This window comes from Nocardioides sp. cx-173 (genome assembly GCF_021117365.1).
In the GTDB taxonomy this organism is placed as follows: domain Bacteria; phylum Actinomycetota; class Actinomycetes; order Propionibacteriales; family Nocardioidaceae; genus Nocardioides.
On sequence record NZ_CP088262.1, the window covers coordinates 2,044,604 to 2,060,000 of the forward strand.

The 15,397-nt window shown below is 73.1% G+C and carries 14 protein-coding genes (1 of these 14 only partly in view); 10 read left to right on the forward strand and 4 right to left on the reverse strand.

The window, feature by feature from the left end; translation table 11 throughout:
* Nucleotides 1–3,120 (forward strand): ATP-binding protein, encoded by a 3,120-nt coding sequence (locus tag LQ940_RS09930; RefSeq protein ID WP_231243844.1) that lies wholly within the window; start codon nucleotides 1–3, stop codon nucleotides 3,118–3,120.
* 96 nt (nucleotides 3,121–3,216) lie between these two features.
* On the opposite strand, the gene LQ940_RS09935 is transcribed toward LQ940_RS09930, so the two are convergent.
* The 4 genes from LQ940_RS09935 to LQ940_RS09950 all read right to left on the reverse strand — a co-directional run bounded on the left by LQ940_RS09935 (nucleotide 3,217) and on the right by LQ940_RS09950 (nucleotide 7,006).
* A complete protein-coding gene (locus LQ940_RS09935) occupies nucleotides 3,217–4,050 on the reverse strand; it encodes an ABC transporter permease (RefSeq protein ID WP_231243845.1) in 834 nt (277 codons plus the stop codon).
* On the reverse strand, nucleotides 4,047–5,066 hold the full coding sequence (locus LQ940_RS09940) for an ATP-binding cassette domain-containing protein (protein ID WP_231243846.1): 1,020 nt from the start codon (nucleotides 5,064–5,066) through the stop codon (nucleotides 4,047–4,049). The genes LQ940_RS09935 and LQ940_RS09940 overlap by 4 nt, the downstream gene beginning before the upstream one ends.
* Nucleotides 5,067–5,129: 63 nt before the next feature.
* On the reverse strand, nucleotides 5,130–6,176 hold the full coding sequence (gene mgrA, locus LQ940_RS09945; RefSeq protein WP_231243847.1) for an L-glyceraldehyde 3-phosphate reductase: 1,047 nt from the start codon (nucleotides 6,174–6,176) through the stop codon (nucleotides 5,130–5,132).
* 32 nt (nucleotides 6,177–6,208) lie between these two features.
* Complete coding sequence (locus LQ940_RS09950; protein ID WP_231243848.1) at nucleotides 6,209–7,006, reverse strand: maleylpyruvate isomerase family mycothiol-dependent enzyme; 798 nt, start codon at nucleotides 7,004–7,006, stop codon at nucleotides 6,209–6,211.
* A gap of 95 nt (nucleotides 7,007–7,101) precedes the next feature.
* On the opposite strand from LQ940_RS09950, the gene argC reads away from it, so the two are divergent.
* The 9 genes in view from argC to argH are tightly spaced (each overlapping or abutting the next) and all read left to right on the forward strand, a layout consistent with a single transcriptional unit that may run on beyond the window.
* On the forward strand, nucleotides 7,102–8,136 hold the full coding sequence (argC, locus tag LQ940_RS09955; RefSeq protein WP_269214829.1) for an N-acetyl-gamma-glutamyl-phosphate reductase: 1,035 nt from the start codon (nucleotides 7,102–7,104) through the stop codon (nucleotides 8,134–8,136).
* Nucleotides 8,133–8,588 (forward strand): ACT domain-containing protein, encoded by a 456-nt coding sequence (locus LQ940_RS09960; protein WP_231243850.1) that lies wholly within the window; start codon nucleotides 8,133–8,135, stop codon nucleotides 8,586–8,588. Before argC ends, LQ940_RS09960 begins: the two co-directional genes overlap by 4 nt.
* Nucleotides 8,585–9,736, forward strand: coding sequence for a bifunctional glutamate N-acetyltransferase/amino-acid acetyltransferase ArgJ (argJ, locus tag LQ940_RS09965; RefSeq protein ID WP_231243851.1), 1,152 nt, complete (start codon nucleotides 8,585–8,587; stop codon nucleotides 9,734–9,736). Before LQ940_RS09960 ends, argJ begins: the two co-directional genes overlap by 4 nt.
* Complete coding sequence (argB, locus tag LQ940_RS09970) at nucleotides 9,733–10,656, forward strand: acetylglutamate kinase (RefSeq protein ID WP_231243852.1); 924 nt, start codon at nucleotides 9,733–9,735, stop codon at nucleotides 10,654–10,656. The genes argJ and argB overlap by 4 nt, the downstream gene beginning before the upstream one ends.
* Complete coding sequence (locus LQ940_RS09975) at nucleotides 10,653–11,828, forward strand: acetylornithine transaminase (RefSeq protein ID WP_231243853.1); 1,176 nt, start codon at nucleotides 10,653–10,655, stop codon at nucleotides 11,826–11,828. Before argB ends, LQ940_RS09975 begins: the two co-directional genes overlap by 4 nt.
* A complete protein-coding gene (argF, locus tag LQ940_RS09980; protein ID WP_231243854.1) occupies nucleotides 11,825–12,760 on the forward strand; it encodes an ornithine carbamoyltransferase in 936 nt (311 codons plus the stop codon). The genes LQ940_RS09975 and argF overlap by 4 nt, the downstream gene beginning before the upstream one ends.
* Nucleotides 12,753–13,304: an arginine repressor gene (locus LQ940_RS09985; protein WP_231270641.1), complete on the forward strand. Its 552-nt coding sequence runs from the start codon at nucleotides 12,753–12,755 to the stop codon at nucleotides 13,302–13,304. Before argF ends, LQ940_RS09985 begins: the two co-directional genes overlap by 8 nt.
* Nucleotides 13,301–14,731, forward strand: a complete 1,431-nt coding sequence (argG, locus tag LQ940_RS09990; protein ID WP_231243855.1) for an argininosuccinate synthase — start codon at nucleotides 13,301–13,303, stop codon at nucleotides 14,729–14,731. The genes LQ940_RS09985 and argG overlap by 4 nt, the downstream gene beginning before the upstream one ends.
* Nucleotides 14,731–15,397, forward strand: the beginning of a protein-coding gene (gene argH / locus LQ940_RS09995) for an argininosuccinate lyase (RefSeq protein WP_231243856.1). It continues 758 nt past the right edge of the window; only the first 667 of its 1,425 coding nucleotides appear in the window; it begins with the start codon at nucleotides 14,731–14,733; its stop codon lies off the right edge, out of view. Before argG ends, argH begins: the two co-directional genes overlap by 1 nt.

Genomic DNA, 15,397 nt, shown 5'->3' on the forward strand with positions numbered 1-15,397 from the left:
ATGAGCCAGCTCGCGCTCCTCGACGACGTGGCGTGGAGGGGCGCGCCCGTCCGGGGGGCGCGGGCGCACGCCCTGCTCGCGGCGCTGGTCGCCGCCGGCGGGCGCGCGGTCGGCGAGGCGAGACTCGTCGAGGAGGTCTGGGGTGAGGACCGCCCCGCGAGCGCGGCCAAGGCCCTGCAGGTCGTGGTGTCGCGAGTCCGTGCCCAGACCGACCCCGGCGCCGTACGCCGCTCGGAGCAGGGCTACGCGCTGGGCGTGGCGCCCGACGAGGTCGATGCGCTGGCGCTGGGCGCACTGGTCGACCGGGCCTGCCGTGCGGAGGCTTCCGGGGACACGGTCGCCGCGCGAGACCTGGCCACAGCTGCACTGGCCGTGGCCGTGGCCGGCCCGGGGGAGCCGGGCCCGCTCGAGGAGCTGCGCGCACGGGCTCGCGAGCGCCTGGGCGTCGCGAGGGCCGTGCTGGGGCGCGTCTGCTCGGCGCGGGGCGAGCACCCCGAGGCCCTGCGGCACCTGAGCGCCGTACCGCACCCGGACGAGGCGACGCTGGCCGCGCTGCTGCGCAGCGAGCTGGCCGTCCACGGCGCGCCCGCGGCGCTGCTGCACTACGAGGCCCACCGCAGGGCGTTGGCCGAGGAGCTGGGCGTCGACCCCGGGCCCGTGCTGCAGGCCGTGCACGGCGAGCTGCTCGCCGCGGACAACCCCGTGCGATCGGGGCTGCACTACGACTCCACCTCCCTGGTCGGGCGCGACGACGACCTCCGGGCGCTGCGGGCGGCGATGCGCGACTCGCGGGTGACCTCGATCCTCGGGCCGGGCGGGCTCGGCAAGACCCGCCTCGCGCATCTGCTGGGGCGCGAGGCCGAGCAGCAGGTGGTGCACTTCGTCGAGCTCGTCGGCGTGTCCTCGCCCGAGGACGTGGTCGTCGAGGTGGGCTCCGCCCTCGGCGTGCGCGACTCGGTGAGCGGGCGCCGGGTGCTGAGCGCCGAGCGGCTGCACGACGTACGCAGCCGCATCGCCGCCCAGCTCGACCAGGCGCCCACCCTGCTCATCCTCGACAACTGCGAGCACGTGATCGCGGCCGTCACGGACCTGGTCGCCCACCTCGTCGCCGTGTGCGGGCGGCTCCGGGTGCTGACCACCACGAGGGCGCCGCTCGGGATCGCGGCGGAGCGGGTGTTCGCCCTCGCCCAGCTCGACGAGGCGGCCGCCGGCGAGCTCTTCGTCGAGCGCGCCACCGGGGCGCGCCCGGGGGTCGCCCTGGACGAGGGCGCCGTACGGCGCGTGGTCGCGCGCCTCGACGGCCTGCCGCTCACCATCGAGCTGGCCGCCGCCAAGGTGCGGGTCATGTCGGTCGAGGAGGTCGCCCGGCGCCTCGACGACCGGTTCCGGCTGCTCAGGGGGGCCGACCGCAGCAAGCCCGACCGGCATCAGACGCTGCTCAGCGTCATCGACTGGTCGTGGAACCTGCTGGACGAGGCCGAGCGCGAGGCCCTCGCGCGGCTCTCGGTGTTCCACGACGGCTTCACCCTCGACACCGCCGAGGCGGTGCTGCCCGGCGACGCGCTCTCGGCGGTGCAGTCGCTGGTCGACCAGTCCCTGCTGGCGGTGGGTGAGTCGGGCGCCACGGTGCGCTACCGGATGCTCGAGACGGTCCGCGAGTTCGGCCGACAGCGGCTCGCCGCCTCCGGGCGCGAGGAGGACGCGCTGACCGCGCAGCTGGCCTGGGCCCGGGACTTCACCGAGGGGGTGATCGACGACCTCTACTCGGTGCGCCAGTTCGAGGTCATGGACGAGCTGACCCGCGAGGAGGGCAACCTCGCCGACGTGCTGCGACTTGCGCTGGCCCGCGCCGAGCGGACGACCGCCCTTCGGGTGTTCGCCGGCCTGGCCAACTACTGGAACATCAAGGGCGAGCATCCCCGCGTCTTCGCCCTCGGCGCCGCGATGGAGGACCTGGTCGCGGGCTGGACGCCGTCCGCGGAGGAGGTGGACGACGCGCTGGACGCGGCCGCGATCCTGACCATCAACACCGTGATCGCGCAGGCCGAGACCCCGGCGGCCTGCCGCGCACTGCTCGAGGACTACGGCGACCTGGCGCGGCGCCCCGCCACGACCGCCCTGGTCACCGTGCTGCGGGCCTTCGACCCGCACGAGCCCGAGCCGTCGCCGCAGGCGCTCGCAGAGCTCCTGGAGTCCTCCGACCGTGGCGTCGCCATGTCGGCGCGGGAGTGGGGCATGCGCGCTCGCGAGGCGGCGGGGGACCTGCTGGGCGCGGTCGCGATGGCCGACCGCGCGCTGGAGCTGTGGCGCGAGGAGGACGGGCCCTGGAGCCGGGCCCTGGTGCGCACCCAGCTCGCCGGCCTGCACGCGCAGCTCGGCAACACCGAGGAGGCTGCCACCCATGCCCTGGCCGCGATCCCGGTGCTCGACCGGCTGGAGGCGTGGGACGACGCGATCTCCACCCGCGCGATCCTGGCCGGCGCCGCGATCGAGGCCGGGCGTCTCGACGAGGCGCAGCAGCTCGTGGACCGGGTGATCGAGCTCAACAGCCGCAACACCGCGGGCTTCGGCTCCGGCGTGGTCATCACCGCCTGCCGTGCCGAGCTCGCCCTCCGGCGCGAAGACACCGCCGAGGGACTGGCGCTGTTCCGGCTCGGGATGGAGCAGCTGCGCGACCTCTGGTTCCCGGGGCTGGGCAAGACCACCGGGCTGGAGAGCTGGACGCTGTTCGGCGAGGCGGCGGCCACGACGGCGTACGCGCTGCACGCCCGCGGCGACGAGGGCCGCGACCTGTACGACACCTTGCGGATCAAGGCCGCCCTGGTGCTGGACCCGGCCCGGCAGCCGCTGGAGTACCCGACCGCGGGCATGGTCCTCTATGCCCTCGGCGCCTGGGGCCTGGTCCGTGAGGAGGTGCCCCTGCGCGACGCGGCGCGCCTGCTGGCGCTGGCGCGGCGCTTCTCCTACAGCCGGTTCACGCCGATCCTCGCCTGGGAGCGCACCGCGGAGCTCGTCGAGCGGACCGCCCCCGGCGAGCTGGAGCGCCTCCACGCCGAGTACGCCGACCGCACCGGACCCGACCTCCTCGACGAAGCCCGCGCCCTCGTCGCCACCCTCTGACCACCGACCCGTCAGAAACTCGCCGCACCCCCCGCTGACCCGTCAGAAACTTTCTGACAGGTCAGCGGGGATTCGGTGCAGTTGGTGACGGGTCGGTCACATGCGGCGGGAGTAGGAGCGGACGGTCAGGGGGGCGAAGACGGCCACGACGACGGCGAGACCGAGGAAGGCCCAGCCCACGTGGGCGGTGACGGCGCCGTCGTTGGCGAGGTCGCGGATCGCGGTGATCACCAGCGAGACCGGGTTGGCGTCGGCGAAGGCGCGTAGCCAGCTCGGCATGGTGTCGGTCGGGACGAACGCGTTGGACAGGAACGTCAGCGGGAACATCACCATGAGGGAGATCCCCTGCACGCCCTGGGCGTTGCGCCCGACGGTCCCGAACCACGCGAAGATCCAGGCCAGCGACCAGCCGGCGAGGACGGCCAGCACGATGGCGCCGGCCACGCCGAGCGGCCCGCCGCCGGGGCGGTAGCCCATCGCGATGCCCACGCCGAACGTCAGCACCGAGGCGATGAGGTAGCGCAGCATGTCGGCCAGCATCGGTCCGGCCAGCGGTGCGATGCGGGCGATCGGCAGCGACTTGAAGCGGTCGAAGACCCCCTTGTCCATGTCCTCTCGGAGCTGTACGCCGGTGGCGATGCAGGCCGTCAGCACGGTCTGACCGATGAGGCCGGTGATGATGAGGGGGAGGTAGGCGTCGACGTCGCCGGAGATGGCACCGCCGAAGATGTAGGCGAACATCGCCGTGAACAGCAGCGGCTGGATCGTCACGTCGAACATCTGCTCGAAGTTGCGCCGCATCTTCATGGTGGCGCGCCAGGCCAGGGTCATGATCTGGCTCAGGGTCTCGGCGAGCGAGGGGTGCGCGGGCAGGTCGTCCAGGCCGGCGAGGGTCTGCGCCACGGCACGGGGCTCCAGGGTGGTGGTCATCGGACGGCCTCCATGCCTCGGTGGGAGTCGGGGTCGGTGGTGTTGTCGTCCTCGGCGCCGTGCCCGGTCAGTGCCAGGAACACCTCGTCGAGGGTCGGCTTCTGGACCGTGGCGCTGGTGATCAGCAGGTCCTCGCTGCGCAGGCCGATGAGCACGTCCGCGGCCAGGTTGGCGTCGCGCATGGCGACGTTGATCCCGCCCGCCTCGGGGGTGAGGACCGGCTCGTCGCCGGCCACCCGGCGTACGACGTCCACCGCGGCAGCGGTCCGGCTGGGGTCGGCCAGGCGCAGCTGGAGGGTCGAGCTGCCGACCTGGCTCTTGAGCTCGTCGGGCGTCCCCTGCGCGACCTTGCGGCCGCGGTCGATGACCGCGATCCGGTGTGCCAGCTGGTCGGCCTCGTCGAGGTACTGCGTGGTGAGCAGCACGGTGGAGCCCTCGGCGACCAGGCCGCGGATCGTCTCCCACATCTGTCCCCGGGTGCGCGGGTCGAGCCCCGTGGTGGGCTCGTCGAGGAAGATCAGCGGCGGGCGGGTGATGAGGCTGACCGCGAGGTCCAGCCGGCGCCGCATGCCGCCGGAGAACTGCGAGATCGGGCGGTCGGCGGCGTCCTCCAGCCCGAACTGTCCGAGCAGCTCGGCGCCGACGAGGCGCGCGCGCCGGGAGCCGAGCCCGTGCAGGCGGCCGAAGAGCAGGAGGTTCTCCGAGGCGGTGAGGTTCTCGTCGACCGAGGCGTACTGCCCGGTCAGGCCGATGAGGCGGCGTACGACGTGCGCCTCGCGCCGCACGTCCTTGCCGAAGATCCTGGCCTCGCCGGCGTCGATGGTCAGCAGCGTCGCCAGCATCTGCAGCATGGTGGTCTTGCCGGCGCCGTTGGGGCCGAGCACGCCGAAGACCTCGCCGCGGACGACCTCGAGGTCGATGCCGTCGACGGCGCGGTTGGCGCCGAACGTCTTGACCAGGCCCGTGGCCTGGACGGCCGGCTGCTCGGAGCCGGCTCGGGAGGTGCGTGTGGTCATGTGACCATCCTGGCTCCTCGCGGTTTCACCGCGCCTTCACGCCGGTTTCGCCCCCCCGAGGCGCTAGGACTTCGAGGATGCCGCCCACAGGTTGATGCCGGAGTCCACCGCGTCCTGCTCGATGGCGTCGAGCTCCGCGTCGGAGAGCTCCAGGCGGTCGAGCACCGCGAGGTTGTCGTCGAGCTGGGCCACGCTGCTGGCCCCGATCAGGACCGACGTCACCCGTGGGTCACGCAGCACCCAGGCCAGCGCGAGCTGGGCCAGCGACTGGCCACGGTCGCGCGCGAGCTCGTTGAGCCGGCGTACGTGGGCGAGCGCCTCCTCGGTCAGCAGCGACGGGTCGAGCGACTTGCCCTGCGCGGCGCGCGAGCCCTCGGGGATGCCGTCGAGGTAGCGGTCGGTGAGCATGCCCTGGGCCAGGGGCGAGAACGCGATGCACCCGACCCCCTCCTGGTCCAGCACGTCGAGCAGCGACGGGTCGCCGTCCTCGACCCACCGGTTGAGCATCGAGTACGACGGCTGGTGGATCAGCAGCGGCACGCCCATCTCGCGCAGCAGCCCGGCCGCCTCGCGCGTGCGCTCGGCGGAGTACGACGAGATGCCGGCGTACGTCGCCCGGCCCGACTGCACCGCGGTCGCCAACGCCCCCATGGTCTCCTCCAGCGGGGTCTCCGGGTCGTAGCGGTGGCTGTAGAAGATGTCGACGTGGTCCAGGCCCATCCGCGCCAGGCTCTGGTCGAGCGAGCCGAGCAGGTACTTGCGCGAGCCCCACTCGCCGTAGGGCCCGGGCCACATGTCGTAGCCGGCCTTGGTGGAGATCACCAGCTCGTCGCGGTAGGGCCGGAAGTCGTCGGCGAAGATGCGTCCGAAGTTGGTCTCCGCCGAGCCGTAGGGTGGCCCGTAGTTGTTGGCGAGGTCGAAGTGGGTCACGCCGCGGTCGAAGGCGCGTCGCAGGATCGCCCGCTGGGTCTCGACCGGCTTGTCGTCGCCGAAGTTGTGCCACAGGCCCAGGGAGACGGCCGGCAGCTTGAGGCCGGACCGGCCGCAGCGGCGGTAGGCGTGGGAGTCGTAGCGGTCGTCGGCGGCGCGGTAGGGCTCGGGCGTGGTCATGGCCTCGATCCTGCCGCACGGCTCCAGGGCGGTCAGTCCAGCGGCTCGCTGACCGCCCGCATCAGGGCGTCGTACGCCGTCCGGTCGCCGCTCACCTCGATGCCGGTGTCGTCGCGGCGCCGCCACAGCCAGGCGTCGAGGTCGGACGCGCGGCCGCGGACGGTGGCGGCGGCGTCTCCTGGCTCGTCCAGGGCGAGGTGCGGGCCGTCGTGGACCTTTCCGGACTCCGGATCGGTGCCGTAGAACATCCCCGGCCTGACATAGAGAGACCGGGCGACGTCGGTCAGGTCGATGCGGACCAGCGCCTCGCCGAGCTCGGTGCGCCCCCACGGCGGCGCCTCGCCGCCGTACATGACCTCCATCAGCTCGGCGACGCCGTCCGCAGCCAGGCGCGGGTCCAGGTATGTGACGCACCCTGCGGTCTGCTCGGCGTCGAGGCGGTGGATCAGGGCCTCCTGGGCCTGGCGGCGGAACGTGAACCCCACCGTCTGCTCCGCCGCCCAGGACCACGCGGCGTCAGCGGGGTCGGCGACCTCGAGCTGGGCCAGGAGCGCGGCGGACTGCTCGTCGAAGTAGGCGAGGAGGTCACCGTAGGAGTCGGGGCGCTCCGGCTCGGCGAAGTCCGCCTCGGACGGGGCGGCCGGCCGCGAGCGGATGCGGCCCGCCCAGAAGCGCTGCACCCCGGCGAGGTGCCACAGCAGGTCGCCGGCGTCCCACTCCGGGCAGGCCGGCACGCGAGCCGCCGGGTCACAGGTCGCCAGCACGTCGCGGAAGCGCGCCGAGTCGCGGCGCAGGTGCTCGAGGTACTGCGGGAAGTCGAGTCGGGTCATGCTCGCTACCGTAGAACCGGATCCGGACGGGCGGCGTCCGGTTTTCCGGTGGCAGGGCGACCGCCGCACATGAACATGCAGAGATCTGTATAGTCATGCACATGACGTTCACGGTAGCCGTGGCCGGCGCCTCCGGGTACGCCGGCGGCGAGGTCCTGCGCCTCCTGCTCGCCCATCCCGAGGCGGAGATCGGCGCGCTCACCGCGGGCAGCAATGCGGGGGAGCCGCTGGGCTCGCTGCAGCCGCACCTGGTCCCCCTGGCCGACCGCGTCCTGGAGGCCACGACGCTCGAGACCCTGGCCGGACACGATGTCGTGTTCCTGGCGCTGCCCCATGGGCAGTCCGGCGAGCTCGCCGCCCAGCTGCCCGACAGCACCGTGGTCATCGACTGCGGCGCTGACTTCCGGCTGCGCGACGCGGGGGAGTGGGAGCGCTTCTACGGCGGCACCCACGCCGGGACCTGGCCCTACGGGCTGCCCGAGCTGCCCGGCCAGCGCGAGGTGCTCGCCGCCGCGACCCGGATCGCCGTCCCCGGCTGCTACCCGACGGTCTCCACCCTGTCGCTGGCCCCGGCCGTCGCCGCCGGGCTGGTCGAGCCGGACGTCGTGGTCGTGGCCGCCTCGGGGACCAGCGGCGCCGGCAAGGCGGCCAAGCCGCACCTGCTCGGCAGCGAGATCATGGGCAACGCCAGCGCCTACGGCGTCGGCGGCGGCCACCGGCACACGCCCGAGATCACCCAGAACCTCGCCGCCCTCACGGCCGACCGGGTGCGGGTCAGCTTCACTCCGCTGCTGGTCCCGATGCCGCGCGGCATCCTCGCCACCTGCTCCGCGCCGCTGCGCGGCGACGTCTCGGCGCAGGACGCGTACGCCGTCTACGCCAAGGCCTACGCCGACGAGCCGTTCGTGCACGTGCTGCCGGCGGGTCAGTGGCCGCAGACCAAGTCGGTCGTCGGCTCCAACGCCGTCCATCTCCAGGTGACCGTCGACCCCGTCGCGGGCCGCCTGATCGCCGTCGGAGCCGTCGACAACCTCGCCAAGGGCACGGGCGGCGCCGCCGTCCAGTGCATGAACCTCGCGCTCGGGCTCGACGAGAGCCTCGGCCTGACCACCGTAGGGATCGCACCATGACCGACGAACAGACCCCAGCCGACCCCGCCGAGCCGGCGGTCTACACGCTTCAGCAGTTCCCCGAGAAGCTCGCGGTGGTCAAGCTGCCGCCGGGCGCGGAGATCCCGGAGTGGGCGGAGTCGTCCTCGCTGTTCTCGATCACGGCCACGGCCACCGAGACCTCGCTGGTCTGCGCCGGGCGCAGCGTGCCGACCAAGCAGGTCGCCCACAAGGGCATGACCGCCTTCGCCGTCATGGGGCCCCTCGACCTCGCCCTCACCGGGGTGCTGGCGTCGCTGCTGGTGCCGCTGGCCGAGGCGGAGATCAGCGTGTTCACGATCTCGACGTACGACACCGACTGGATCCTGGTCCCGGTGGCCAAGGCGGAGGACGCCGCGGAGGCGTGGCGACGACGGGGGCACACCGTCAACCTCGCCGTCCCCGTCGAACCCGCCCGGAAGAAGAAGAAATGACCGTCACCACCCCCGCCGGATTCCGCGCCGCCGGCGTCGCCGCCGGCCTGAAGTCCACCGGCGCGCAGGACCTCGCGCTCGTCGTCAACGACGGGCCGACGTACGACTCGGCCAGCGTCTTTACGGCCAACCGCTGCAAGGCCAACCCGATCCTGTGGAGCCAGGAGGTCGTCAAGGACGGGGTCGTGCGTGCCGTCGTCCTCAACTCCGGCGGGGCCAACTGCTACACCGGCCCCGACGGCTTCCAGACCACGCACGCCGTGGCCGAGAAGGTCGGCACCCTCGTCGGGGTCGGCGCCGGCGACGTCGTCGTCTGCTCGACCGGCCTCATCGGCCTGGCCAACGACCGCGACGCGCTGCTCGCCGGCGTCGACGCGGCGTACGGCGCACTGTCGCGGGCGGGCGGCGCCGACGCGGCGGCCGCGATCATGACCACCGACTCGGTGAGCAAGCAGGTCGTCGTCGAGGGCGCCGGCTGGTCCATCGGCGCGATGGCGAAGGGCGCCGGCATGCTGGCGCCGCAGCTCGCGACGATGCTGGTCGTGCTGACCACCGACGCCGTCGTGCCCGCCGCCGACCTGGACACCGCGCTGCGCGCCGCGACCCGGGTCACGTTCGACCGCCTCGACTCCGACGGGTGCATGTCCACCAACGACACCGTGACCGTGATGGCAAGCGGCGCCAGCGGCATCACCCCGACGCTGCCCGACTTCACCGACGCGCTGACCCAGGCCTGCTCCGACCTCGCGATGCAGCTGCTTCGTGACGCAGAAGGGGCCGAGCACGAGATCGCGATCACCGTGCTCAACGCGGCGTCCGAGGACGACGCCGTCGAGGCGGCCCGCAGCGTGGCCCGCAGCAACCTCTTCAAGGCCGCGGTGTTCGGCAACGACCCCAACTGGGGGCGGGTGCTCGCCAGCATCGGCACGACGCAGGCGGCGTTCGACCCGGCCGACCTCGACGTCGCCATGAACGGCGTCTGGGTCTGCCGCCGCTCCACGCCCGCCGCCGACCCCGCCGAGGTCGACCTGAAGCCCCGCGAGGTCAGCGTGACCATCGACCTCAAGTCCGGCGACGCCCGTGCGACCGTCTGGACCAGCGACCTCACCCACGCGTACGTCCACGAGAACAGTGCCTACTCCTCATGACCCAGTCTTTCGGCAAGCCCGACCCCGCCAAGGCCGCCGTCCTGGCCGGCGCCCTCCCGTGGCTGAAGGCCTACCACGGCAAGATCGTCGTGGTGAAGTACGGCGGCAACGCCATGACCGACGACGGCCTCAAGCGCGCCTTCGCCGAGGACATCGCCTTTTTGCGCTTCGCCGGCTTCAAGCCGGTCGTCGTGCACGGTGGCGGCCCGCAGATCTCCCGGATGCTCGACAAGCTCGGCATCGAGTCGGAGTTCCGTGGCGGCCTGCGGGTCACCACGCCCGAGGCGATGGAGGTCGTGCGGATGGTCCTCGTCGGCCAGGTCCAGCGCGAGCTCGTGGGGCTGATCAACGAGCACGGCCCGCTCGCCGTCGGCCTCTCCGGTGAGGACGCCGGGCTGTTCACCGCCGAGCAGACCAACACCATCGTCGACGGCGAGGAGGTCGACCTCGGGCTCGTCGGCGAGGTCACCAGCGTGCGGCCCGAGTCGGTCCTCGACCTCATCGAGGCCGGGCGGATCCCGGTCGTGTCCAGCGTGGCTCCCGACGTCCTCGGTCAGGTGCACAACGTCAACGCCGATCTCGCGGCAGCCTCGCTGGCGGTTGCGCTGAGCGCGGAGAAGCTGCTCGTCCTCACCGACGTCGAGGGCCTCTACCTCGACTGGCCGAGCTCCGACGACGTGATCGGCGAGATCAGCCCCGACGCGCTCGCCGAGCTGATGCCGAGCCTGGCCAGCGGCATGGTGCCCAAGATGGGCGCCTGCCTCCAGGCCGTGCGGGGCGGGGTCAGCCGCGCGACCGTGGTCGACGGCCGTCAGGAGCACGCCGTCCTGCTCGAGCTCTTCACCGACGAGGGCGTCGGCACGCAGGTGCTGCCCGGCGTCGAGACCAAGACGCGCAAGGCGAGGGACACCCCGGGATGACCGACACGACCTGGGGCGAGCGGTACGCCGCCTCGCTCATGAACACCTTCGGCCCGCCCAAGCTCACCTTGGTGCGCGGCTCGGGCGCCCACGTCTGGGACGCCGACGGCAAGGAGTACGTCGACCTGCTCGGCGGCATCGCCGTCAACGCGCTCGGTCATGCCCACCCGGCGCTGGTCGAGGCGGTCGCCGCACAGCTGTCCACGCTCGGCCACGTCTCCAACTTCTTCACCTCCCCGCCGCAGGTCGAGCTCGCCGAGAGGCTGCTCGCGCTGCTGGACGCCGGCCCCGGCAAGGTCTTCCTCACCAACTCCGGCACCGAGGCCAACGAGGCCGCCTTCAAGCTCACCCGCCGCACCGGCCGCACCCACGTCGTCGCCACCGAGGGCGGCTTCCACGGCCGGACCATGGGCGCCCTCGCGCTGACCTCCAAAGAGGCCTACCGCGCGCCGTTCGAGCCACTGCCCGGTGAGGTCACCTTCGTGCCCTACGGCGACGCCGAGGCGCTCGCCGCGGCCGTCACCGATCGGACCGCCGCGATCCTGCTCGAGCCCCTGCAGGGGGAGGCGGGCGTCGTGGTGCCGCCCGACGGCTACCTCGCTGCCGCCCGTGCCGTGGCAGACGAGCACGGGGCGCTGCTGTGGCTCGACGAGGTGCAGACCGGGATGGGCCGCACCGGTGCGTGGTTCGCGCACGCCGCCTGCGGCGTACGGCCCGACATCGTGACGCTCGCCAAGGGCCTGGGCGGCGGCTTCCCGATCGGCGCCTGCATCGGCGTGGGGCAGGCCGGCACGCTGCTGGAGCCCGGCAACCACGGGACCACGTTCGGCGGCAACCCCGTCGCCTGCGCGGCCGCCCTCGCGGTCATCGCCACCATCGAGTCCGAGGGCCTGCTCGAGCACGCCACCGCGCTCGGACAGCGGCTCCGCGACGGGCTGGCGGCCGACCCCCGCGTCACCGAGGTGCGCGGCGAGGGCCTGCTGGTCGGGCTCGACCTGGCCGCGGAGGTGTCGGCCGAGGTCGCCGCCGCCGCGCTCGCCCGCGGCTTCATCGTCAACAACCCGACGCCGAGCCGGATCCGCCTGGCGCCGCCGCTGGTGCTCACCCAGGACGACGCCGACGCGTTCCTGGCCGTGTGGCCACAGCTCCTGGACGAGGTGATGGGCGCATGAGGCACTTCCTCGCCGACGACGACCTCCGCCCCGACGAGCAGGCGCGGGTCCTGAACCTGGCCGCCGAGCTCAAGGCGGCGCCGTACGACGCGAAGCCGCTGGCCGGACCGCGCACCGTGGCGATGATCTTCGACAAGCCGACCCTGCGCACGCAGGCGTCCTTCGCGGCCGGCATCGCCGAGCTCGGCGGGCACCCCATGCTCGTGGACGGGGCGCTGGCGGGGATCGGCGTGCGAGAGTCGGTGCCCGACGTCGCGCGGGTGCTGGGGCGACAGGCCTCCGCGATCGTGTGGCGCACCTTCGAGCAGTCCGCGCTGGAGCAGATGGCCGAGCACGCCGGAGTCCCCGTCGTCAACGCGCTGACCGACCTGTTCCACCCCTGCCAGCTGCTCGCCGACCTGCTCACCGTGCAGGAGCACCGCGGCGAGCTGGCCGGGCTGCGCGTGGCGTTCCTGGGCGACGCGGCCTGCAACATGGGCAACTCCTGGCTGCTCGCCGGCGCGACCGCCGGCATGCACGTCGTCCTGGCCGCCCCCGAGGGCTACCTGCCGGGCGAGGAGATGTTCGCCCGCGCCACCTCGATCACCTTGCACACCGGCGGCTCGGTCGCCGGCACCCACGACGCGGTCGCGGCCGTCACCGGCGCCGACGTGGTCGTCACCGACACCTGGGTGTCGATGGGCAAGGAGGGGGAGTCGGCGGCCAGGGAGCGCGTGCTCGCCGACTACCGCCTGACCTCGGAGCTGCTGGCGAACGCCGGCCCGGACGCCCTCGTCCTGCACTGCCTGCCGGCCTACCGCGGCAAGGAGATCGCCGCCGAGGTGCTCGACGGCCCGCAGAGCGTGGTCTGGGACGAGGCGGAGAACCGCCGTCACGCCCAGAAGGCCGTCCTCGCCTACCTGCTCGGTGCCGCCGGAGACAGCCGTGGATGACGTGTTGCGCCCGGCGACCAAGAACGCCCGGCACCAGCTGATCATCGACCTGGTCACCCACCGTGAGGTGCGCTCCCAGGGGGAGCTCGCCGATCTGCTGGCCGCCGAGGGCGTCCACGTCACCCAGGCGACGCTCTCGCGCGACCTGGTGGAGCTCGAGGCGGTGAAGGTGCGCGACGGGTCCGGCGCCCTCGTCTACGCCGTGCCGGGGGAGGGCGGCGACCGCCGCGCCCTGCCGCCTCGCGAGACGCACGCCTCGATCCAGCGCCTCGCGAAGCTGTGCGCCGACCTGCTGGTCAGCGCCGACTCCTCGGCCAACCTGGTCGTGCTGCGCACTCCTCCCGGCGCCGCCCAGTTCCTGGCGTCGGCCTTCGACAAGACCGAGTTCCCCGACGTCCTCGGCACCATCGCCGGCGACGACACCGTCCTCGTCATCGGCCGCGACCCCACCGGCGGCGACGACCTGGCCCGCCGGTTCCTGGCGCTCGCCGAGGTCCCCGCACCCCCATCCACCACCGCACTGCAAGCAGAGGAACCCACGTGAGCAAGGTCCTGACCACCCTCCCCGTCGGCGAACGGGTCGGCATCGCCTTCTCCGGCGGCCTCGACACCTCGGTCGCGGTCGCGTGGATGCGCGCCAAGGGGGCGGTCCCCTGCACCTACACCGCCGACATCGGCCAGTACGACGAGCCCGACATCTCCGGGGTGCCCCTGCGCGCCCTGGAGTACGGCGCCGAGCTCTCGCGCGCCGTCGACTGCCGCCCGCAGCTCGTCGAGGAGGGGCTGGCCGCCCTGGCCTGCGGCGCCTTCCACATCCGGTCCGGGGGGCGCGCCTACTTCAACACCACGCCGCTGGGCCGTGCCGTCACCGGGACGATGCTGGTGCGCGCGATGCACGAGGACGGGGTCGACATCTGGGGCGACGGGTCGACCTTCAAGGGCAACGACATCGAGCGGTTCTACCGCTACGGCCTGCTCGCCAACCCCGACCTGCGCATCTACAAGCCGTGGCTCGACGCCGACTTCGTGCACGAGCTCGGCGGCCGCACCGAGATGAGCCAGTGGCTCACCGAGCGCGGCCTGCCCTACCGCGACAGCCAGGAGAAGGCCTACTCCACCGACGCCAACATCTGGGGCGCCACCCACGAGGCCAAGACCCTCGAGCACCTCGACGTCTCGCTCGAGACGGTCCAGCCGATCATGGGCGTGCGCTTCTGGGACCCCGCCGTGGAGATCCCCACCGAGGACGTCACGATCCGCTTCGAGGCCGGCCGCCCGGTCGCCATCGACGGCACGACGTACGACGACGCGGTGGCGCTGGTCCACGAGGCCAACACCATCGGCGGCCGCCACGGGCTGGGCATGAGCGACCAGATCGAGAACCGCATCATCGAGGCCAAGTCCCGCGGCATCTATGAGGCGCCCGGCATGGCGCTGCTCTGGGCCGCCTACGAGCGGCTGCTCAACGCCGTCCACAACGAGGACACGATCGCCAACTACCACGCGCAGGGACGCCAGCTCGGCCGGCTGCTCTACGAGGGCCGCTGGCTGGACCCCCAGGCGCTGATGCTGCGGGAGGGCATCCAGCGCTGGATCGCCTCCCTGGTCACCGGCGAGGTGACGCTGCGGCTGCGCCGCGGCGAGGACTACACGGTCCTGCGCACCGACGGCCCGGCGTTCTCCTACCACCCGGAGAAGCTGTCCATGGAGCGCACCGACAACGCCGTCTTCGGCCCGACCGACCGCATCGGCCAGCTGACCATGCGCAACCTCGACATCGCCGACTCGCGCGCCAAGCTGGAGCTGTACGCCGGCCAGCCGCTCGACCAGGGCCAGGTGCTGGTCGAGCACGGCACCCTCTTCGGGGAGCTGCCCGCGGGCGGCGCGGAGCGGATCACCTACAACCCCGAGGCGGCCACCGCCGAGGACGAGGCGCTCGACCGCGCCGCCATGGAGGCAGGGACCGACTGATGGCCGGGGAGAGCACGACCAACGAGGGCAAGCTCTGGGGCGGCCGCTTCGCCGGTGGTCCCTCTCCCGAGCTCGACGCACTGTCGCGCTCGACCCACTTCGACTGGCGGCTGACGCCCTACGACCTTGCGGGCTCGCGCGCCCATGCGCGCGCCCTGCACCGTGCCGGGCTGCTCAGCGACGCCGAGCTGGCGGAGCTGCTGCGCGGCTGCGACGTGCTCGGGGAGCGCTACGCCGCCGGCGAGCTGCACCCGGACCCCAGCGACGAGGACGTCCACGGCGCCCTCGAGCGCCTGCTCCTGGACGAGGTGGGGGCAGACGTCGGCGGCCGCATCCGTGCCGGTCGCAGCCGCAACGACCAGATCGCCACGCTGTTCAAGGTGTTCCTGCGCGACCACGGGCGGATCGTAGCGGGCCTCGTGCTCGACCTCGTCGACGTGCTGGCCGGCCAGGCGCGCGACCACCTCGACGTCGTGATGCCGGGGCGCACCCACCTCCAGCACGCCCAGCCGGTGCTGTTGGCCCACCACCTGCTGGCCCACGCCTGGCCGCTGCTGCGCGACGTCGACCGGCTGCTCGACTGGGACGCGCGGGTCGCCGCCGACTCGCCGTACGGCTCGGGTGCGCTGGCCGGCTCCAGCCTGGGCCTCGACCCGGTCGCGGTCG

Bases quoted from the DNA above. Each gene is read 5' to 3' on its own strand.
- LQ940_RS09930 (WP_231243844.1), top strand. From the start codon at position 1: ATGAGCCAGCTCGCGCTCCTCGACGACGTGGCGTGGAGGGGCGCGCCC.
- LQ940_RS09935 (WP_231243845.1), bottom strand. From the start codon at position 4,050: ATGACCACCACCCTGGAGCCCCGTGCCGTGGCGCAGACCCTCGCCGGC.
- LQ940_RS09940 (WP_231243846.1), bottom strand. From the start codon at position 5,066: ATGACCACACGCACCTCCCGAGCCGGCTCCGAGCAGCCGGCCGTCCAG.
- mgrA (WP_231243847.1), bottom strand. From the start codon at position 6,176: ATGACCACGCCCGAGCCCTACCGCGCCGCCGACGACCGCTACGACTCC.
- LQ940_RS09950 (WP_231243848.1), bottom strand. From the start codon at position 7,006: ATGACCCGACTCGACTTCCCGCAGTACCTCGAGCACCTGCGCCGCGAC.
- argC (WP_269214829.1), top strand. From the start codon at position 7,102: ATGCACATGACGTTCACGGTAGCCGTGGCCGGCGCCTCCGGGTACGCC.
- LQ940_RS09960 (WP_231243850.1), top strand. From the start codon at position 8,133: ATGACCGACGAACAGACCCCAGCCGACCCCGCCGAGCCGGCGGTCTAC.
- argJ (WP_231243851.1), top strand. From the start codon at position 8,585: ATGACCGTCACCACCCCCGCCGGATTCCGCGCCGCCGGCGTCGCCGCC.
- argB (WP_231243852.1), top strand. From the start codon at position 9,733: ATGACCCAGTCTTTCGGCAAGCCCGACCCCGCCAAGGCCGCCGTCCTG.
- LQ940_RS09975 (WP_231243853.1), top strand. From the start codon at position 10,653: ATGACCGACACGACCTGGGGCGAGCGGTACGCCGCCTCGCTCATGAAC.
- argF (WP_231243854.1), top strand. From the start codon at position 11,825: ATGAGGCACTTCCTCGCCGACGACGACCTCCGCCCCGACGAGCAGGCG.